The 15,467-nt window shown below is 66.4% G+C and carries 17 protein-coding genes; 6 read left to right on the plus strand and 11 right to left on the minus strand.

The window, feature by feature from the left end:
- Nucleotides 1-4: 4 nt before the first annotated feature.
- Complete coding sequence (locus ON45_RS01005; protein ID WP_241432126.1) at nucleotides 5-1,522, minus strand: aldehyde dehydrogenase family protein; 1,518 nt, start codon at nucleotides 1,520-1,522, stop codon at nucleotides 5-7.
- Nucleotides 1,519-2,628 carry a Gfo/Idh/MocA family protein gene (locus ON45_RS01010; protein ID WP_173400683.1) on the minus strand — a complete coding sequence of 370 codons (1,110 nt, stop codon included), beginning with the start codon at nucleotides 2,626-2,628 and terminating at the stop codon, nucleotides 1,519-1,521. Before ON45_RS01010 ends, ON45_RS01005 begins: the two co-directional genes overlap by 4 nt.
- A 37-nt stretch (nucleotides 2,629-2,665) precedes the next feature.
- On the opposite strand from ON45_RS01010, the gene ON45_RS01015 reads away from it, so the two are divergent.
- Entirely contained in the window at nucleotides 2,666-3,346 is a 681-nt protein-coding gene (locus tag ON45_RS01015) for an MBL fold metallo-hydrolase (RefSeq protein ID WP_040491146.1), read from the plus strand.
- A 104-nt stretch (nucleotides 3,347-3,450) separates the two neighbouring features.
- Here the strand turns inward: ON45_RS01015 and ON45_RS01020 are convergent, their stop codons facing one another.
- Nucleotides 3,451-4,728, minus strand: coding sequence for an HNH endonuclease signature motif containing protein (locus ON45_RS01020; protein ID WP_040491148.1), 1,278 nt, complete (start codon nucleotides 4,726-4,728; stop codon nucleotides 3,451-3,453).
- 229 nt (nucleotides 4,729-4,957) lie between these two features.
- Between ON45_RS01020 and ON45_RS22015 the strand changes: the two genes are divergently transcribed.
- Nucleotides 4,958-5,698, plus strand: a complete 741-nt coding sequence (locus ON45_RS22015) for an alpha/beta fold hydrolase (protein WP_051062220.1) — start codon at nucleotides 4,958-4,960, stop codon at nucleotides 5,696-5,698.
- Nucleotides 5,699-6,019: 321 nt separating this feature from the next.
- Here the strand turns inward: ON45_RS22015 and ON45_RS01030 are convergent, their stop codons facing one another.
- The 6 genes from ON45_RS01030 to ON45_RS01050 form a co-directional block, all read right to left on the minus strand.
- Nucleotides 6,020-6,751, minus strand: a complete 732-nt coding sequence (locus tag ON45_RS01030; protein WP_040491149.1) for an MBL fold metallo-hydrolase — start codon at nucleotides 6,749-6,751, stop codon at nucleotides 6,020-6,022.
- 30 nt (nucleotides 6,752-6,781) lie between these two features.
- Complete coding sequence (locus tag ON45_RS01035; RefSeq protein WP_241432127.1) at nucleotides 6,782-7,549, minus strand: maleylpyruvate isomerase family mycothiol-dependent enzyme; 768 nt, start codon at nucleotides 7,547-7,549, stop codon at nucleotides 6,782-6,784.
- Nucleotides 7,546-8,211 carry a TetR/AcrR family transcriptional regulator gene (locus ON45_RS01040; RefSeq protein WP_083914016.1) on the minus strand — a complete coding sequence of 222 codons (666 nt, stop codon included), beginning with the start codon at nucleotides 8,209-8,211 and terminating at the stop codon, nucleotides 7,546-7,548. Before ON45_RS01040 ends, ON45_RS01035 begins: the two co-directional genes overlap by 4 nt.
- Nucleotides 8,212-8,769: 558 nt before the next feature.
- Nucleotides 8,770-9,267 carry a hypothetical protein gene (locus ON45_RS01045; protein ID WP_040491150.1) on the minus strand — a complete coding sequence of 166 codons (498 nt, stop codon included), beginning with the start codon at nucleotides 9,265-9,267 and terminating at the stop codon, nucleotides 8,770-8,772.
- Nucleotides 9,264-9,434 (minus strand): hypothetical protein, encoded by a 171-nt coding sequence (locus ON45_RS22870; RefSeq protein WP_158412121.1) that lies wholly within the window; start codon nucleotides 9,432-9,434, stop codon nucleotides 9,264-9,266. Before ON45_RS22870 ends, ON45_RS01045 begins: the two co-directional genes overlap by 4 nt.
- 290 nt (nucleotides 9,435-9,724) lie before the next feature.
- On the minus strand, nucleotides 9,725-10,306 hold the full coding sequence (locus tag ON45_RS01050; protein ID WP_051062221.1) for a CGNR zinc finger domain-containing protein: 582 nt from the start codon (nucleotides 10,304-10,306) through the stop codon (nucleotides 9,725-9,727).
- 18 nt (nucleotides 10,307-10,324) lie between these two features.
- Between ON45_RS01050 and ON45_RS01055 the strand changes: the two genes are divergently transcribed.
- The 4 genes from ON45_RS01055 (at nucleotide 10,325) to ON45_RS01070 (ending at nucleotide 14,265) form a co-directional block, all read left to right on the plus strand.
- A complete protein-coding gene (locus ON45_RS01055) occupies nucleotides 10,325-11,239 on the plus strand; it encodes a hypothetical protein (protein ID WP_040491151.1) in 915 nt (304 codons plus the stop codon).
- 204 nt (nucleotides 11,240-11,443) lie between these two features.
- Nucleotides 11,444-12,298, plus strand: a complete 855-nt coding sequence (locus ON45_RS01060; RefSeq protein WP_040491152.1) for a universal stress protein — start codon at nucleotides 11,444-11,446, stop codon at nucleotides 12,296-12,298.
- 118 nt (nucleotides 12,299-12,416) lie between these two features.
- On the plus strand, nucleotides 12,417-13,841 hold the full coding sequence (locus ON45_RS20815; protein ID WP_051062222.1) for a multicopper oxidase domain-containing protein: 1,425 nt from the start codon (nucleotides 12,417-12,419) through the stop codon (nucleotides 13,839-13,841).
- A 4-nt stretch (nucleotides 13,842-13,845) separates the two neighbouring features.
- A complete protein-coding gene (locus ON45_RS01070; RefSeq protein ID WP_148288468.1) occupies nucleotides 13,846-14,265 on the plus strand; it encodes a cupredoxin domain-containing protein in 420 nt (139 codons plus the stop codon).
- 17 nt (nucleotides 14,266-14,282) lie between these two features.
- On the opposite strand, the gene ON45_RS01075 is transcribed toward ON45_RS01070, so the two are convergent.
- Both ON45_RS01075 and ON45_RS01080 read right to left on the minus strand, forming a co-directional pair.
- The gene (locus tag ON45_RS01075) at nucleotides 14,283-14,726 is read right to left on the minus strand and encodes a pyridoxamine 5'-phosphate oxidase family protein (protein WP_051062223.1); all 444 of its coding nucleotides are present in this window, start codon (nucleotides 14,724-14,726) and stop codon (nucleotides 14,283-14,285) included.
- A gap of 65 nt (nucleotides 14,727-14,791) precedes the next feature.
- Nucleotides 14,792-15,442: a LysM peptidoglycan-binding domain-containing protein gene (locus ON45_RS01080; RefSeq protein WP_040491154.1), complete on the minus strand. Its 651-nt coding sequence runs from the start codon at nucleotides 15,440-15,442 to the stop codon at nucleotides 14,792-14,794.
- Nucleotides 15,443-15,467: the final 25 nt, after the last annotated feature.

The following is a 15,467-nucleotide window of genomic DNA, read 5'->3' on the forward strand; positions in this document are numbered from 1 at the left end:
CAGATCATCGACGGGTGGTCGGATCGGTGACTCTCGCGCGGTAGCGGACCGTGTGCACGCTGTCGCCCGAGAGGATTCCGCCGCGTCCCAACATCCGCCCGCCCTGCCAGTTCGACAGGCCGAGCTCCGGCTTGTCGAGTGCGTACTGGCCGTCGACCCAACGGGTGAAACCGTCGCCGACGAACGGGGCATCGACGGCGGCGTAGAACCGCTCCTGCTCGTCATCGTCGGTGCTGATCAGGCTGGCGACGAAGTGCGGGCTGTAGCGATCGAAGAGCTCGATCGCATCGTCGACCGAGTCGACGACCACGACGGTCATCTCCGGACTGGTCTCCCACTCCCATTCGCGCGCGAGGTCGGACTCCGGGAGCATCGTGGCGAGCGGCTCGCTGCTCGCTCCCTCGGCACGCTCGACGCGGACGCGCTTCGAGAACAGTTCGGCGGGCACGAAGCCCTCGCTGCCCTGGACGACATGCAGCCGCTGGGGTGCCCCGCGCTCGGTCGCCGCATCCTCCAACCCGGCCAGCACCGCCGGCATCATCGTGGTCGCGTGCGATCGGAGCATCGCGACACAGTTCACCGTGTTGCACACCTTCCGATCGAGCGAGTGGTGGATGGCGGTGCGCACTGCGTCGGCATCGGCCTGCTCGCCGGCCACGATCCACGCTCCTCCCGTGCCGTGCAGGCTCACGGGGATTCCCGCCTGCGATGCGACGGCACCCAACTGCGCCACTGCCGGACCCGATCCACGTGCGACGGCCAACGCGAGCCGACGATCGCTGAACAGGGCGTGGCCGGCACTCCGCGACGGCGAGTCGACCAGGGCCACTGCACCCGCAGGAAGTCCGGCCTCGCGCAGCGCGGGATCGAGCGCGTGCTCGACGATCGCCCGGGCCGTGCCGAGCGCGTCCGATCCGATTCGGAACACCACCGAGTTCCCGCTCCGCAGCACTCCACAGGCATCGGCGAACACGTTCGGACGTCCCTCGAACACGAACGCCACGACGCCGAGCGGGGCACGGCGAGCCTCGAGACTCCAGCCGTCGTGGACGACTGTGTCGACGACCGCATCGCGAGCGCTGCCGGCTTCCTGCCATCCACGAAGCCCGGCGACCATCGCCTCGCGCATCGACGGAGTCAGTTCGAGACGTGTGGTCGTGCGGCCCCGACTGCGTGCGGATTCGACGTCCGCCGCATTCGCCTCGGCGACCGCGGCGAACACCGTGTCGTCGGCGAGCAGTCGGGCGAAGTGGGCGAAGAAGTCGTCGATCTGGTCGTCGGTACACCGGGCGAGTCCCGCGAATCCCTCGACCGCGGCGGAGACGGCGCGTTCGACCAGCTCGTGCTCGCTCGCCGGGACGTGGAGGAGATCGCCGGTTTCCTGGACGACCACGAGATGATCGCCGGGTCGGAAATTGTCGGCAAGCTCGTCGCCGACGTGGACGACTCGATCGCCGCCGAAGACGATGGGTTGGCCGACGTCGAGCCGATCGAGCGCGAGCGGGCGTTGGATCCGGCTCACCAGTCGAGCCCGTCGAGTTCCCGGAGATCCGACATCATCACGGGTGCTCCTGTGTCGATCGAGCGATGAGCGGCGAACCCGATCGCGGCGGATCGGAGGCCGTCCATCAGCGTCACGGCTGCGGGAGCGTTCGTGCGGATCGCCGCGGCGAAGTCGACGTGTTCGAGATAGCTCGAACCGTGGTGGAGGCCGACGTGTTTCACTCCCGCGTGGTGGATCTCCTGGGTGTCGACCACGTGCATTCCGTCGGCACGTCGTCCGATCCGCAACTTGGACTCGGTCACCAGAGCTTCCATCTTGCCAACATCGCCGGTGACGACGATCTCCTGCTCGTTGACACTCGCCTCGGCGAACATGCACAGGTCGAGCATGCCCCGGGACCCGTCGTCGAAGTCGATCACCACGTAGGCGTTGTCCAGGATGTCGGGGGTCTCGCCGTCGTACGACTCGTCCAGGTGGTTCACGGATTGCCCACCCGAGGCGTACACCCGCACGGGCCTTGCCTGCGTGATCAGCAGCATCAGATCGAAGAAGTGGCAGGTCTTCTCGACGAGCGTTCCACCGGTGTTCCGGCTGAAGCGATTCCAATGATCGATCTTCGGGAGGAACGGGAAACGGTGCTCGCGAATCGCGACCATCTTCACGTCGCCGACCGTTCCGGCTTCGAGTTCGCCGAGCAGCCGTTGCGTGGGAGCCATGTAGCGGTATTCGAGCCCCATCCAGATGACCCGCTCGTGGTCCGAAGCTGCTGCGGCTTCGACGACCTCGCGACAGTCGGCCAACGTCGTACACAGCGGCTTCTCCATCAGGATGTGGACGGGCCGCTCGATTGCGTCGAGCAGGATCTCATGGTGGGTGTGGTTCGGAGCGGCGATGACGACCGCATCGACGAGCCCGGAGTCGAGCAGCTCGCGATGGTCGTGGAACTCTGCGAGGTCGGCGGTCGGTCCGACCGCGATTCGTGCCCACTCGAGTGACTCGGGATGCGGGTCGCAGACCGCGGTCACGACCGAGCCGTCGACGGCCATCACGTTGTGGATGTGTTCGGTCCCCATCATCCCCGCCCCGATCACCCCGTATCGGATCCGTGACGTCTGTTCAGCCATGACGTGAAGCGTAGGGCGCTTTGCCAGACTGGGGCAGATGAGCGACGATCGTCTGTACTTCCGTCAACTGCTTTCGGGGAAGGATTTTGCCGCCGGCGATCCGCTCGCCGAGCAGATGGTCAACTTCGTGTACGCGATCGGCGACCGGACGACGGGCGAGTGCGTGCTCGTGGATCCGGCCTACGCGGTCGGCGACATCATCGATGCCGTCGAGGGCGATGACATGACCGTCACCGGTGTACTCGCCACCCACTATCACCCCGACCACGTGGGTGGCTCGATGATGGGTCACACGATCGAGGGTGTGGCCGCGTTGCTGGATCGGGTGGACTGCCCGGTTCACATTCAGGCCGACGAGTCCGAATGGGTCACCCGCACGACCGGCGTGAGCGAGGACCATCTCGTGACCCACGAGTCCGGTGATGTGCTCACGGTCGGCGGCGTTGACATCCGCCTGGTCCACACCCCCGGGCACACCCCCGGCAGTCAGTGCTTCCTGGTCGACGGCCGACTCGTCGCCGGCGACACGCTATTTCTCGAAGGCTGCGGTCGCACCGACCTCCCGGGCTCGAACCCCGCCGAGATGGCCGACAGCCTGCGTCGTCTCGCCCAGGTCCCCGATGACACGATCCTGTTCCCCGGCCACCGCTATTCGGCCGCGTCGAGCGCGAGCATGGAAACGGTCAAACAGATCAACTTCGTTTTCGACCAACTCTGATCTCGCTCCCGACCCCCACCGACGCCCATCGACACCCGTCGGCACTCACCGACGACACGCACCCGGGCCGGCAGGGCCGCCGTCCGACGCGGTGGGCCGGGCCGTCAGGCCGCCGTACGACGGGGTGGGCCGGTGTTGCGAATGGTTCCATCGGGAAGACGCAATGTGAGTTCCCGACCGCTCCCGAGCTCGATCACCCATCCACCGTCGTGAACCGACGAGTGATGCCGAGCGCAGATCGGGATCAGGTTCGCCAGGTCGGTGCGACCTCCGTGCCGCCACCACTCGACGTGGTGGATCTTGCACCGGTCGAAGTGCACGTTGCAGCCGGGAATGCAGCACGTGGCGTACATCGCTCGCAAGGCCCGACGTTGCGCTCGGTTCGCCAACCGCGTCGCACGACCGAGGTCGAGGTTCCCGGGCGCATGCAGCACGACGCCGTTCCGCACGACGACGGGGACGACGTTGCCCTCATCGGTCAGTTGTCGCAGAACGCGAGCCGGGACCTCGACGTCGATCGGCCAGTCCACCGACGGGCCGTCGCCGTGGCCGCGTCCGTGCGGAGCGTCGGCATCGATCACGACCACGTACTCGGGTCGCCCGGTGCGTCGAATGACGGGATCGACCGCTCCGCCACCGGGATCGTGATCGGATCCGCCCTCCGTTGCCGCGTTGCCGACGGCCAGCCGGGCGAACGCATGCGCCCGCAGGAACCGCTGCTTCTCGACGGGATCGTCAGGGCAGTGCGCCGGCACCGCTTCGCTGAACAGCGCCTCGGTCACGCGGTCGAGTGCTGCCGACACGCGGACGCCGAGCACCGGATCGAAGCGTCCGCGCACGCACCACATCCCCTCGTCGTCGGTCCAGGAGCTCAAGCGCACGTTGCGCTGCTGCCGTTCGAGGCGTTGCGTCCCGTCGTCGGACTCGAGCAGGCGGACCTCACGTCGGATCCGCCGTTCGAACTGCTCGGGGGTCGCGGCGCTGGCCACGTCGACCAATGCGTCGATCCGGCCCAAGAGTTCGTCGCGCCGGGCCGGGTCGACCCGCTTCGCTCCGCGCGTGATGGCGTCGATGTGCCCCGCCGTGACCGCTCCGTCGTTCAGCGCGTGGGCGAACACCGGCGAACGGTCGAGTGTGGCCGATCGCTCGGTCGCCCGGCTGGCCTCGCGTGCGGTGCAGCGCGACACCTCGGCGACCGCCGCCTCCGGGAACGATGCCTGTGCCGACAGCAACGCCACCAGGTCGGAGTTCGCCGCATCGAGCCAGGCCCGCACTTCACGCTCGGCCACGAGAGCCGCCTCGACCGTCGAGCGCTCAGCACCGCCGACTCGGCGCACCTGTTCGATGCGCTCGATCCGCCGCTGCACGTCGCCGACCTCCATACGAACAAGCGTACGACGGGGGTACTTCAGAGTAGTGGAACAGCCACACACTCGGGTCGAGGTGTCTGTTCGATCCTTCGGCGAGGTTGATCCGAGGCAGTTGGCAGTGCGCGCCGTGCCGGAGCTCAGGCGCCGGACCGCCCAGAACAACGCAACAACCCTCGGCTCTGCAGTGTCCGTCATCGGCACCTTCGATCGGGCGAACCCGTTCAGGTCTGTCCCGGGTCGAATGCGACGGTTCTCCTATGGTGTCGGCGTGAACCGGGCAGAGGGACTGCGCACTCGCGAATGGGGATCCGGAGAACGAATCGCCTTGCTGCTCCACGGGCAGTTCGGTTCGGGAACCATGTGGTGGCAAGTGGGACCAGCAATCGCCAGCCACGGATATCGCGTCGTGGCGCTTGACTTGCCAGGGCACGGTCACTCGCCGCCCGACAGCGACTCGAACCTCGCGTCGTGCGTGGAACAGATCGTCGCTGCATGCCCTCAGGCTGAACTCGCAATCGGGCACTCTCTCGGCAGTCTGCTCCTCGCGCACTGCGTTCACGAGATCGGTGCCCGACGAGCGATCTACATCGACTCGCCCTTCACCTACGAACGGTCGGGAACGCTCTCCGATTCACGTCGACGCGCATCGGAGATGAAAGCGAGGCGCACTCTTGAGTGGCTGACAGAGACGCGGCCACACTGGAGCGACGAGGATCGACGAGTGGAAGCGGTCGCGGCCGAGCAGTTCGATGTCGAAACGTCGCTGAGCCTGATGACCTCGTTGTCGGGGCTCGATCATCGCCCACGCCCCGGTGTCCAATCCCTCATCGTTGTGCCACGACCAAGCGACTACTTCACGCCTTCTGACCTCGAACTGCTACGCCAAGACGGCTTCACCGTGGTCGAAGTCGATGGAGCGGGACACACCGTCTGGTACGGCCGCGTCGACGAATTCATGGCGGCGATCTCGGACTGGTTGTAGTCCGCCGCACCCGGTAGGGGTGTCTCGAGACAAGAGGAGGGCCGATCCGAACGACATCCACACAAGCCACTCGACAGCGCTCTTGGTCGGCACGTACATCGGGGCGTTCTCGCCGGCAAAGTGCCCGGTAGCGAGATCACCGACGGTGGCCGGCGTCGTACCGCTCGCCGTGCCGGTCCCGGGCGGTTCGAGGCCGCAACTACGGCGAATCGAGCAGGCATGAGCGCCGGAGTGCTGTGGTCGTTGCGTGTCCGCCGAGGGATCGCGGCGTTCGCGTTGTCGGGCGCCCTCGGCGGCGCCGTGGAGATTCGGTCGTCGAGTTCAGGCGGCGGTTGAGTTGAGGAGTCGGCGTTCGTAGTCATCGGCCAATCCTCGGAGTGCGCCCGAGCAGTCGCCGGTCACGCTGGAACCGTGCATCACGGCGAGCGTGTTCGGGTCGAGGTCGGCGAGCGCTCGGATCGTGGGCGCCGTGGTGGGGGTGAGACAACTCGCACCGAAGACGTCCTCGGCCTGTGCTGCGGCGGCGAGCACGTCATTCGAGGTGAGCGCGGGTCCCTGGCCGAGTTGGGTGAGGAGATCACCACACAGGAGCGTTCCGGTGGTCTCCTCGAACAGCACTCGGGCTTCCCAGCCGTGTGGTACGTGGGGTGTGTCGATGTGTCGGACTCGATGCGTCCCGAGTTCGAGGACCTGGCCGTTCGCAAGCGGTACGGGCGGGCGGTCGGCGAGGTCGTTCAGTGACACCATGCATCCAAGTGCGCCGTGGGCGACCTCGGCGCGGGGTGCAGCGGCCAGGAACTGGTTCATCGAACCGCACTCATCGGCCTCGATGTGGCCGAAGGTGATCCAGCGGAGTGTTTCGATCGGCACGACGGTGGCGACTGCTTCGCTGACGGAGTCGAACAGCATGCGTTGGCCGGTGTGGAACAGCAGGGGGTCGTCGTCGTCGATGAGGAATTGGTTGAAGGTGAAACCGGTCGGGCCGACCTCGGCGACGAAGGTCGAGAGTCGGTAGATCCCGTCGGCGATCTCGTCGATGAGTGTGTCTGACATGGTGGAGCTCCTTCGGTTGGGTTCGGGACTTCAGAGTGGAAGGGTGTGTCGGAGAACGCCGCTCGCGGTCGTTCGCTCGGCGAGGGTGCGGACGAAATCGACGACGCTGATGTGGACTTCCTCGCCGCTCGTCCCCTGCACGAAGGTGCCCCCGGCGGGACCGTCGAGGACGAGGGTGAACGGTTGGCGGTGGGTGGCCGCCCATTCGGCGACGATGTCAGCGAGGATGCGTCCGTCATGGGCGGCGTCGTGGTCGGGTTCCACGGCGATTGCATGGGCGATGTCGATCCGGTGAGCCCACACGTCGCGGGTGAAGCCGATGTCGAACAGGTACGACAACGGCTGGCGTCCGACGGGTTCGGGCAGGTTCAACAGCTTCAGGCCGGCGATCGGCCGGGGCATCTTGGTGCGCGACTTCAGCGCCTTGGCCGACACTGTGCTCCACTCGGCGATCAGTTGCTCCGTCGTCGACGAAGCGCGCTCACACACCTGCAACTCGTTCATTCCGTCCCACCAGAACGGCGAACCGAGTTCCTTGCACTTCGGCTTGCCGCCACGCTTCTGGCGGAGGAACTCACGCGGCGACGCTTGACTGGCAGCGGAGCCGACGAGATGGGCTGCCATCGCGCGGACGTCCCACCGGGTGCATTCGGTCGGCGTGCTCCATTGCGTGGGGCTCAACGATTTCATCGACTCGGCGAACTTTCGGTTCTCGATGGCGGTAATCTGCATTGCTTCGTCGTGGTCGATGCGGCTGATCGACGTGACGTCGATGGTTGCGGTCGAGGTCTGATTCACTTTGTCACTCTCCTGGTCGTTGTTGGCTTCTTCGTTGGACGAGCGGAGCGCTGGTCGGCGTCGGCGACGAGCACCTCGACGACCCGGCGGGCGAGCAGCACCCATCGATCACCGCCGGGATCGTTCGCGACCTGTTGATGGGCCAACCCGGACACGATCGCCGAGAAGAGATCGACGTCGCCCGGGTCCTCCAAGCGTGAGGCACGCAGCCGTTCGCTCATGAGATCGACGAATTGTCGGGCTGGTTCCATCGCGGCGGCCGACGGTTCGAAGTCGGGGATGGTGCGCTGGAAGAGCAACTGGTGACGAACGACGTCCTCGCTCGAGAACCGGACGAGATCCTCGACGACGGCGACGAGTTCGTCCAGTGGGTCTGGGAGGGGCTCGCGTGCCTGACAGCGATCGAGCAACTGTCGTTGGCCGTCCTCGAACATCGCGTCGTAGAGATCGAGCTTCGACTCGAAATACGCATACAGCGAGGGTTGGCGGAGATCGACGCTGTCGGCGAGATCGCGAAGCGAGATGCCGGTGAGACCGTCGCGGCGGGCCAGCGACCACGCATTGTCGATGATCCGGGCGCGTTTGGCCAGGTGGCGCCGACTGCGCCGGTCCGGCGTTGCTATCGGGTTCTTCTCGGTCGTGGATCTCTGTCTATCAGTCATAGATAATCTATGACTGATCGTGCGCCCGGGACGGCGAAAAGTCAACATGGTTCTGCGGGCGAAACGAACACGTTCGAACGTGCGTCTCCCGAGCTGTTCGATGTACTCGTCCTGACTCGAAATCGAGCGGGGCCGAGCGATTCCACGAACTGATCCGCACAGACCGATCGGCGATCGTGGTCGTCGGCGCAGGCCATCGTCGGAACAGGAGCCGGCTGTAGTCGCTGCAGTTGGCGATCCGCTTCGGAAAGTACTCGCGCTGACGAGGACGCCATCGAAACCTTCGGCGATCAACGTGCGGACGCTCGGGATCGCCACCCGCGCGATCCGCTCAGCGTCGCGGCGGTCCCGGCCGTCGGCGACCACTCCTGCGGCCGGCCCACTCGTCGGCTGACCACTCGTCGGCTGACCACCCTGCGGCGGACGACTCGGCGTTCGGATCGATCACGTCGTCGTCGGCAACCATGGCACCAATTCGCGCTGCTGCCCGCGCGAGATCGTGAGCGTCGGGCGGTCCTGATCGTGGTACATGGAGTGCCCGGTCCGGAGGAGTCGACCCTACGACACGACGGTGACGCGCAAGCACGCCTTGACGGCGGCGTACAGGGTGAGCAGCTCCACCGACGCCTGCTGACTGGTGCGGACCGTGCGCCCGGCGGTGAGCACCGCCGGGCGACCGGGAGTGATGATCCACCCGTCGTCGGTCTCGAGGCTGAGAACGCCGGCGAGGCTGCGCGATCGGAAGTAGGCGCCAGCGGGGTAGCGGTTCGGCGTGGTGCCCTCGAGCCGCAGCACACGATCCATCGCTCGCGTCCCGTGCTGCGGCTGGATCAGACGGCCCGTGACCTGTCCGTCGGTGTGGATCGCGAGCCCGTCGGCGACGAGACGCTTGGCGTCCTCCTGAGCGACGGGGAAAGGCACAATCAACTCGATGGTCGGACCACCGGGCGTCGCAGCCACCGTCGACTCGTCGCCGATCTCGACGTGGACCGGGCCGAGTTCGTTGCCTCCGAACGCGTCATACGAGCGCTGCGCGACCTCGTGAGCCGACTTCATCGGTCGAAGAGCCCGGACGTCACCGCGCCGGCCGGATCCGAGGCGATGTCGAGCACGCTGCCGCGTCGACGAGACGGTCCCGGCGCGACGAGGGTTGCGATCCGGTCGAGGAACTCTTGCACGCTCGACAGTGCGGTGGGAGGCCGTCCGACGAACTTGACCCTCATTCTGACAACGTAGTTTGCGCCACCGTCCCGCGGTTCTTGGTGCGAGGAAGTTCGTCGGGGATCCGAACTGGCACGAGCCGACGCGATCGTCGCCATCGAAGACGAGCGCGGCGTGCGCGGTTGCGTCGCGGACACGCGTCAGTTTTCCGTCGTCGTCCTCGTCGTATTGATGCACGTGGTAGGTCGCCCCGAAGGAAGAGTCCACTCCTGATCGGTACGTCGGATCGGTGCGAGCCGAGAGATGTCAGCAGCCGCCCCGAAGTTCGACCTGGCGATGCGGTGGCCGATGGTCAGGTGTGGTTTCGTCGGCGGTAGGCGTCGACCTTGGCGCGGCCGCCGCAGGCGCTCATCGAGCACCACCGTCCCGAGCGGTTCTTGCTCGCGTCGTAGAAGGCCCATGAGCAGTGCCGGCAGGCTTTGAACCGTGGCCAGCGCATCTGGCGCTCAGCCTCGATCACGGTGAGAGCGACGGTCCCGATCACTCGGTCGGCCACCGTGCGACCGGTCGCGACGAGCACGAGGGGATCGCCGGCAGAGAAGCTGATTCCGACACCGTCGACGAATGGTGCAAGTTCGGCGACGACGGCGTGTGTGCGGTCGCGGTGACGGACGAGATGTGTGCGCAACGCCTCTCGGAACTCGACGATCCGCTCGAGGTCGCCGATGTCGATGCCATCGACGGTGATCGCCTCCGAGTCGGCCCATCGCACGAGACCCTCGGGTTCGCCGAGGCGGTCAGCGCCGCTCTCGTGGTTCACCGTGTTGCAGAACCGGCGAATCAGATCGAGCCCACCCGGCGCTGCGCGCTCCTCGGGCCAGTTCGGGTGCGGTGAGGTGCGTCCGGCTTCGTCGACGGGATGTCCGAGCGCCATGTCACTATCATACAGCGAATGGTGGTGACACGAGACGACAGCTCCTACTCGGCTCGCCGTCGGCTGATGTGGTCGTTGGTCGCGGTCGGCGTCATCGGCGGTTGTGGCTCCGACATCGCCTCCGAGCCGAGCGCGAACCCCACACCGCCGACCTCGACCGAGCGAACCTCGACCACGACCACGACCGCTGCCGATGACGCGGTGCCGGTGCTGACCGGCGCGACCGGCGAGTTGATCATCACCCGACAGCGCGACCTGCTCGATCGCGGCTTCATCAACGTCCAGATCGTCAACGACACGGGCGACGATCTGCTCATCGGTGACCGTCGCCTGATCTCGACGAACTTCGACACTCCGGCCGCTCCACCTCGCACCAGCACCCTCGGCGACGGGCGAACAGTCAACCTGCAAGTTCCGTACGGGACCGTCATCGACTGTTCGGCGGACACACCGGTCGAGTCCCGCCTCGAACTCGAAGTCGACGACGGACGACGCCAGATTCCGCTGACCGGTACCGACTTGCTCGACCAGATCCAGGCCGAACAGTGCGCCCAGGTCGCGTTCGACGCCGCCGTGGAGCCGACGTTCGGCGATGCCGTCGTGGACGGGGAAGTGGCCTCTGTCGATGTCGTGCTGACCCCGGTGGACGGGGCCCCGGTGATCACGATCGAACGAGGCGACGGGACCGTGCTCGTCGGAACCGAACTCGTCGAGCAACCCGTCGTCGTCGACAAGTCACCCACCACGCTTGCCGTCGTGTTCGATGTGAACCGCTGTGACCCCCATGCCATGGCCGAGGTCACCAAGCGGTACGCCCTGGACCTCACCGTGAGCATCGAGGGTGGCGAACCCCAGCGAGTCGAGATCGACATCGCCCCGATCGTCGACGACCTCGAGACGATCGTGGCCAACTGTCGGGCCGCCAACCCGTAGCCGGGCGTCAGCAGGTCGTCCCATCCCGATCCGAGGACTGATCGACCCCCTCATTCGCAGTCGCGCCAGCACGACGTTCACGCCGACCGGCGTGAACGCACCGCCGGATGTGTCGGACTGTGATGTGCCACACCGAGCACCCCTGTGTGGAGAATGGGTCGAAGGTCCCTGGCGGCGGCGGAGCCGGCGGCGGACACTGAAGCCATGAAGCATCGCCTGATCGTCGGCTATGACGGCTCGGCCGCCTCGACCGAGGCTCTCGAATGGGCGGCGCGCGAAGCCGAGTCACGCGGCGCAGCCGTGCACGTCCTTTCGTCGTACGCGCCGCCACCCGTGCTCGATTTCGGATACGCCACGGCCGGCGCGATCTGGGACGACGACCAGATCCCCGCATGGATGGCACACCAGCTCAGCGAGGCGGTGACGGCGACGTTCGAGAATCATGCAGGGGTCGAACACACGTGTGCGGCGGTCGGAGTTCGGCCCGGCACGGCATTGATCGAAGCCGCGCGCGAGGCCGACCTGCTCGCCGTCGGGAGTTCAGGCACCGGGGCAGTGAGCCACCTTCTGCTGGGGTCGGTGACCGCCGAGCTGTTGGCCTCGAGCCCGTGCCCGGTCGTCGTCTGTCCGACCGAGACGCATGACACGACCGGTCGGGTGGTGGTCGGAACCGACGGGTCGGACCCCGCCGGTCGTGCGGTGGAGTGGGCCGTCGAGGAGGCGAATCGTCGCCGGTGCGAGCTCGTCGTGGCCCACGCCTGGACCCCGACGGCGCGCCTCATCGGCGAAGGGACGGGTCGAGGCGGCCGCATGCACGAGGTCGGCGCCGAACTCGTGCTCGAGCACGCGGTACGTCGGGTCCGAGACATGGGCGACGCTTCCGCGAAACCGGCGCTCGTCCAAGGTGGGGCATCGCAGGTGTTGCTCGATCTCTCGGAGACGGCCGATCTCGTGGTCGTCGGTTCTCGCGGACGGGGAGGGTTCCGGTCGATGTTGTTCGGCTCCGTTGCCCACGCGGTCGCTGCCCATGCCTCGTGTCCTGCGGTGATCGTGCACTGACGGAGTCTCACGAAGGTGACCCGATCCAGGGATCGGGACCTTTGGCCCTGTGGATCGCGATCCTCGCGATCCAGAATGCTGCTCACGCAGTTCAGCGAACCCGAATGGAGAAGCCTGCATGTCCGTGATCGACCAGCCGTCGACCCAAACGCCACCGCCTCCCCCGGCGAACGATGACGGTCCCCGTGGATTGATCGGCTCACTGCTGTTCGCCCTCGGCGTACTCGGCATCCTCGCCATCATGCTCGCTCTGATCGCGCTGGCGTTCGTGGCGCTCATCCGCGACGACTCCGGTGGGGACGCCGGTGGCTCGGCGAGTGCACTCGACGTCTCGCTCAGTGAGTTCGCGATCGAGGGAGAACTCAGTGCACCTGCGGGTGACGTCACACTCAACATCGTCAACGCTGGCGCCATCGAACACAACCTGGCGGTTCGCGAGCTCGATGTCCAGAGCAACAACATGCAGTCGCGTGGGGTGGACACACTTGCACTCGGAGAACTCGAAGCGGGGTCGTACGAGCTCTACTGCAGCATCTCGGGCCACGCCGAGTCCGGGATGACCGCCGAACTCGTCATCGGTGAAGCCGACTCGTTCGAGCCGGCCGAACTCGGCGACGAACATGCGGGCCTGTCAGCCGAGGAGATGGACCAGCTGATGGTCGATTCCATGCTGGCATTCCCCGCAGAGACCGAGGGACTCGGCAACCAGCTGCTGGAACCGGAGATCCTCGCCGACGGGACGAAACGATTCGAACTGACCGCCGAGGTGATCCCGTGGGAGGTGTCACCGGACGAGTTCGTGGAGGCGTGGGCCTACAACGGTCAAGTCCCGGGGCCGCAGATCAGGGTCGACATCGGTGACAAGGTCGAGGTCGAGCTGACCAACCTCACACCGATGGGAACCGACATCCACTGGCACGGCGTCCACACGCCCAACGACCAGGACGGTGTGTCCCCCTACACCCAGGATCCAGTGGCAACGGGTGAGACGTTCACGTACAACTTCGTCGCCGAGGACCCTGCGATCGGCATGTACCACGCGCATCTGCACAGTCAGACGTCGGTGATCAACGGAATGTTCGCCGCGTTCCAGATCGGCGACAATCCGCTCCCGTACGGTCAGACCGTCGCCGGGGTCGAGATCCCCGCTGACCTCGAACCGGCCTTCGAGGAGCCCATGGTGCTCAACGATGCCGGCACGATCGGACTGACGCTCAACGGCAAGAGTTTCCCGGCCACCGAACCGATCGTCATCGACGAAGGCGAGTGGGGAGTCATCCACTACTACAACGAGGGGCTCACGGCGCACCCGATGCACCTCCACCAGTTCCCCCAGTTGGTGTATGCGAAGGACGGGATCCCACTCGACAGTCCGTACTGGGCCGACACGGTCAACGTCGCCCCGGGCGAGCGGTACTCGGTGCTCTTCCAGGCCGACGCGGTCGGCACGTGGGTGTACCACTGCCACATCCTCACCCATGTCGAACGAGCCGACGGGATGTTCGGAATGGTGACCGCAATGGTCGTCAACCCCAAGGAGTGACGCCGTGAAGCCACACGCCGGCGCAGCGTTGCCGCTCGATGGTCGGTCATCTCCCTCGTCGGTCGCACGAGGGAGATGGCTCCCCGCGGTCGTGACGCTCATGATTCTCGTGGCGATCGGGTGCGGTTGCGCAACGTCGTCCGAGGGCAGCTCCGGAGAGCCCACCTTCTCCTTCGTCATTCCCGCCGGTTCCGGCGAGCGGATCGAACGCGGTGAGACCCTCGACATCCTCCCCCGCGAGTTGGTCGCGACGGTGGGCGAGACGATCGTGATCTCGAACGAGGACGATCAGGCGCACCTGCTCGGACCCTGGTTTCTCGGTCCCGGTGAGACGCTCCGCCAACGATTCACCACGATCGGAAGGTTCGAGGACTCCTGCAGCGTGCATCCGGCGGGCCGGTTCGCGGTCATCGTCGAGGCCTGACGGCCGACGCCGCCCTCTCAGCGGTGGACGGCGAAACGTCGGCCTGTCGTGGCCGATGGGACGATGCGGACGAAATACGGTTTGACACCGGACTGCCACGAGGCCAGATCGACGTTGAACAGGCCGAACAGCTCGTTGCGGTCCGTGATCAACGTCGCGTCTCCTTTGACGACGACGCTCCACGCCGAAGCTTCGTACCAGTCGAAATGGTCGACCTCGAACGCCACCGAGGGCGCGTCAGCAAGGCTGTCGAGCTTCGTGCCCGAAGCGGTGCGCAACAGCACGGTGTTGCGATCCACGGCGAAGTTCACCGGGAAGATGTCGACGCCCCCGTTCGCGAGCTGGACAGCGAGCCGACCGATGTCGGCACCCCGGAGCAACTCCCAACAGGTATCGACGCTCAGCTCGTCGGTCTTCTCGATCGAAGTGGTCCCGCCACGGGGTCGACTCGGAGTCTCCATCCCATCATCCGACCACGCTCACGCTCGGATCGGTAGGGACGAAGGTCCCGACTCGGCGAGGAGACTCAGCAGTCGTCTTTGGCGGGGATGACGATCTTCAGGCCGGGGTAGAACGCGTCGTAGCCGTTCGTGCCCTGGTTGGCCTCGTCCATCGCCTCGACGGTGACGTCGAACTTCTCGGCCACCGCGGTACGGCTGGTGTCGCCTTCTTCGATCGTGTAGCTGCCGGCCTCGCAGTTGCTACCGGGATCGGGGATCGTCTCGCCGGTCTCGGTGGAGGCTGTTTCCTCGGCGTCGCCGTCCGCGTCGTCGTCGGCGTCCGCGTCGTCATCCGTCTCCTCGGCGGGAGCGGTGGCGTTCGCGGGGATCTTGATGATCGAACCCGGTCCGGGGAACTCGCTGCCGACATCGGCCCAGCCGTTGGCTGCCGCGAGTTCGGCGAGCGTGATGCCGAAATCGTCGGCCACCTTGATGCCGTAATCACCGGCCTGCACTTCGTAGTCGGTCGTGGGTCCGGATGCCGCCGCTTCCTCGGGAGCGAGCGTCGAGGTGGTCGCGGGCGCGATCGTGGCGTAGCTGGTCTCGCCGCCGGCGAGCGTGACGGTCGGCTTCGACGCGGCGTCGGAATCGTCGCCACCGCAGGCGCCGAGCAGCAGCGCGGCGGCGACGGCCGGGCCGACGACCGCGGCGATGCGCGAGGACGTGTTCGACTTCATGCTGACAGTCTATGGTCCCGAAACC

The sequence above is a fragment of the Ilumatobacter nonamiensis YM16-303 genome, from assembly GCF_000350145.1.
Lineage (GTDB): Bacteria > Actinomycetota > Acidimicrobiia > Acidimicrobiales > Ilumatobacteraceae > Ilumatobacter_A > Ilumatobacter_A nonamiensis.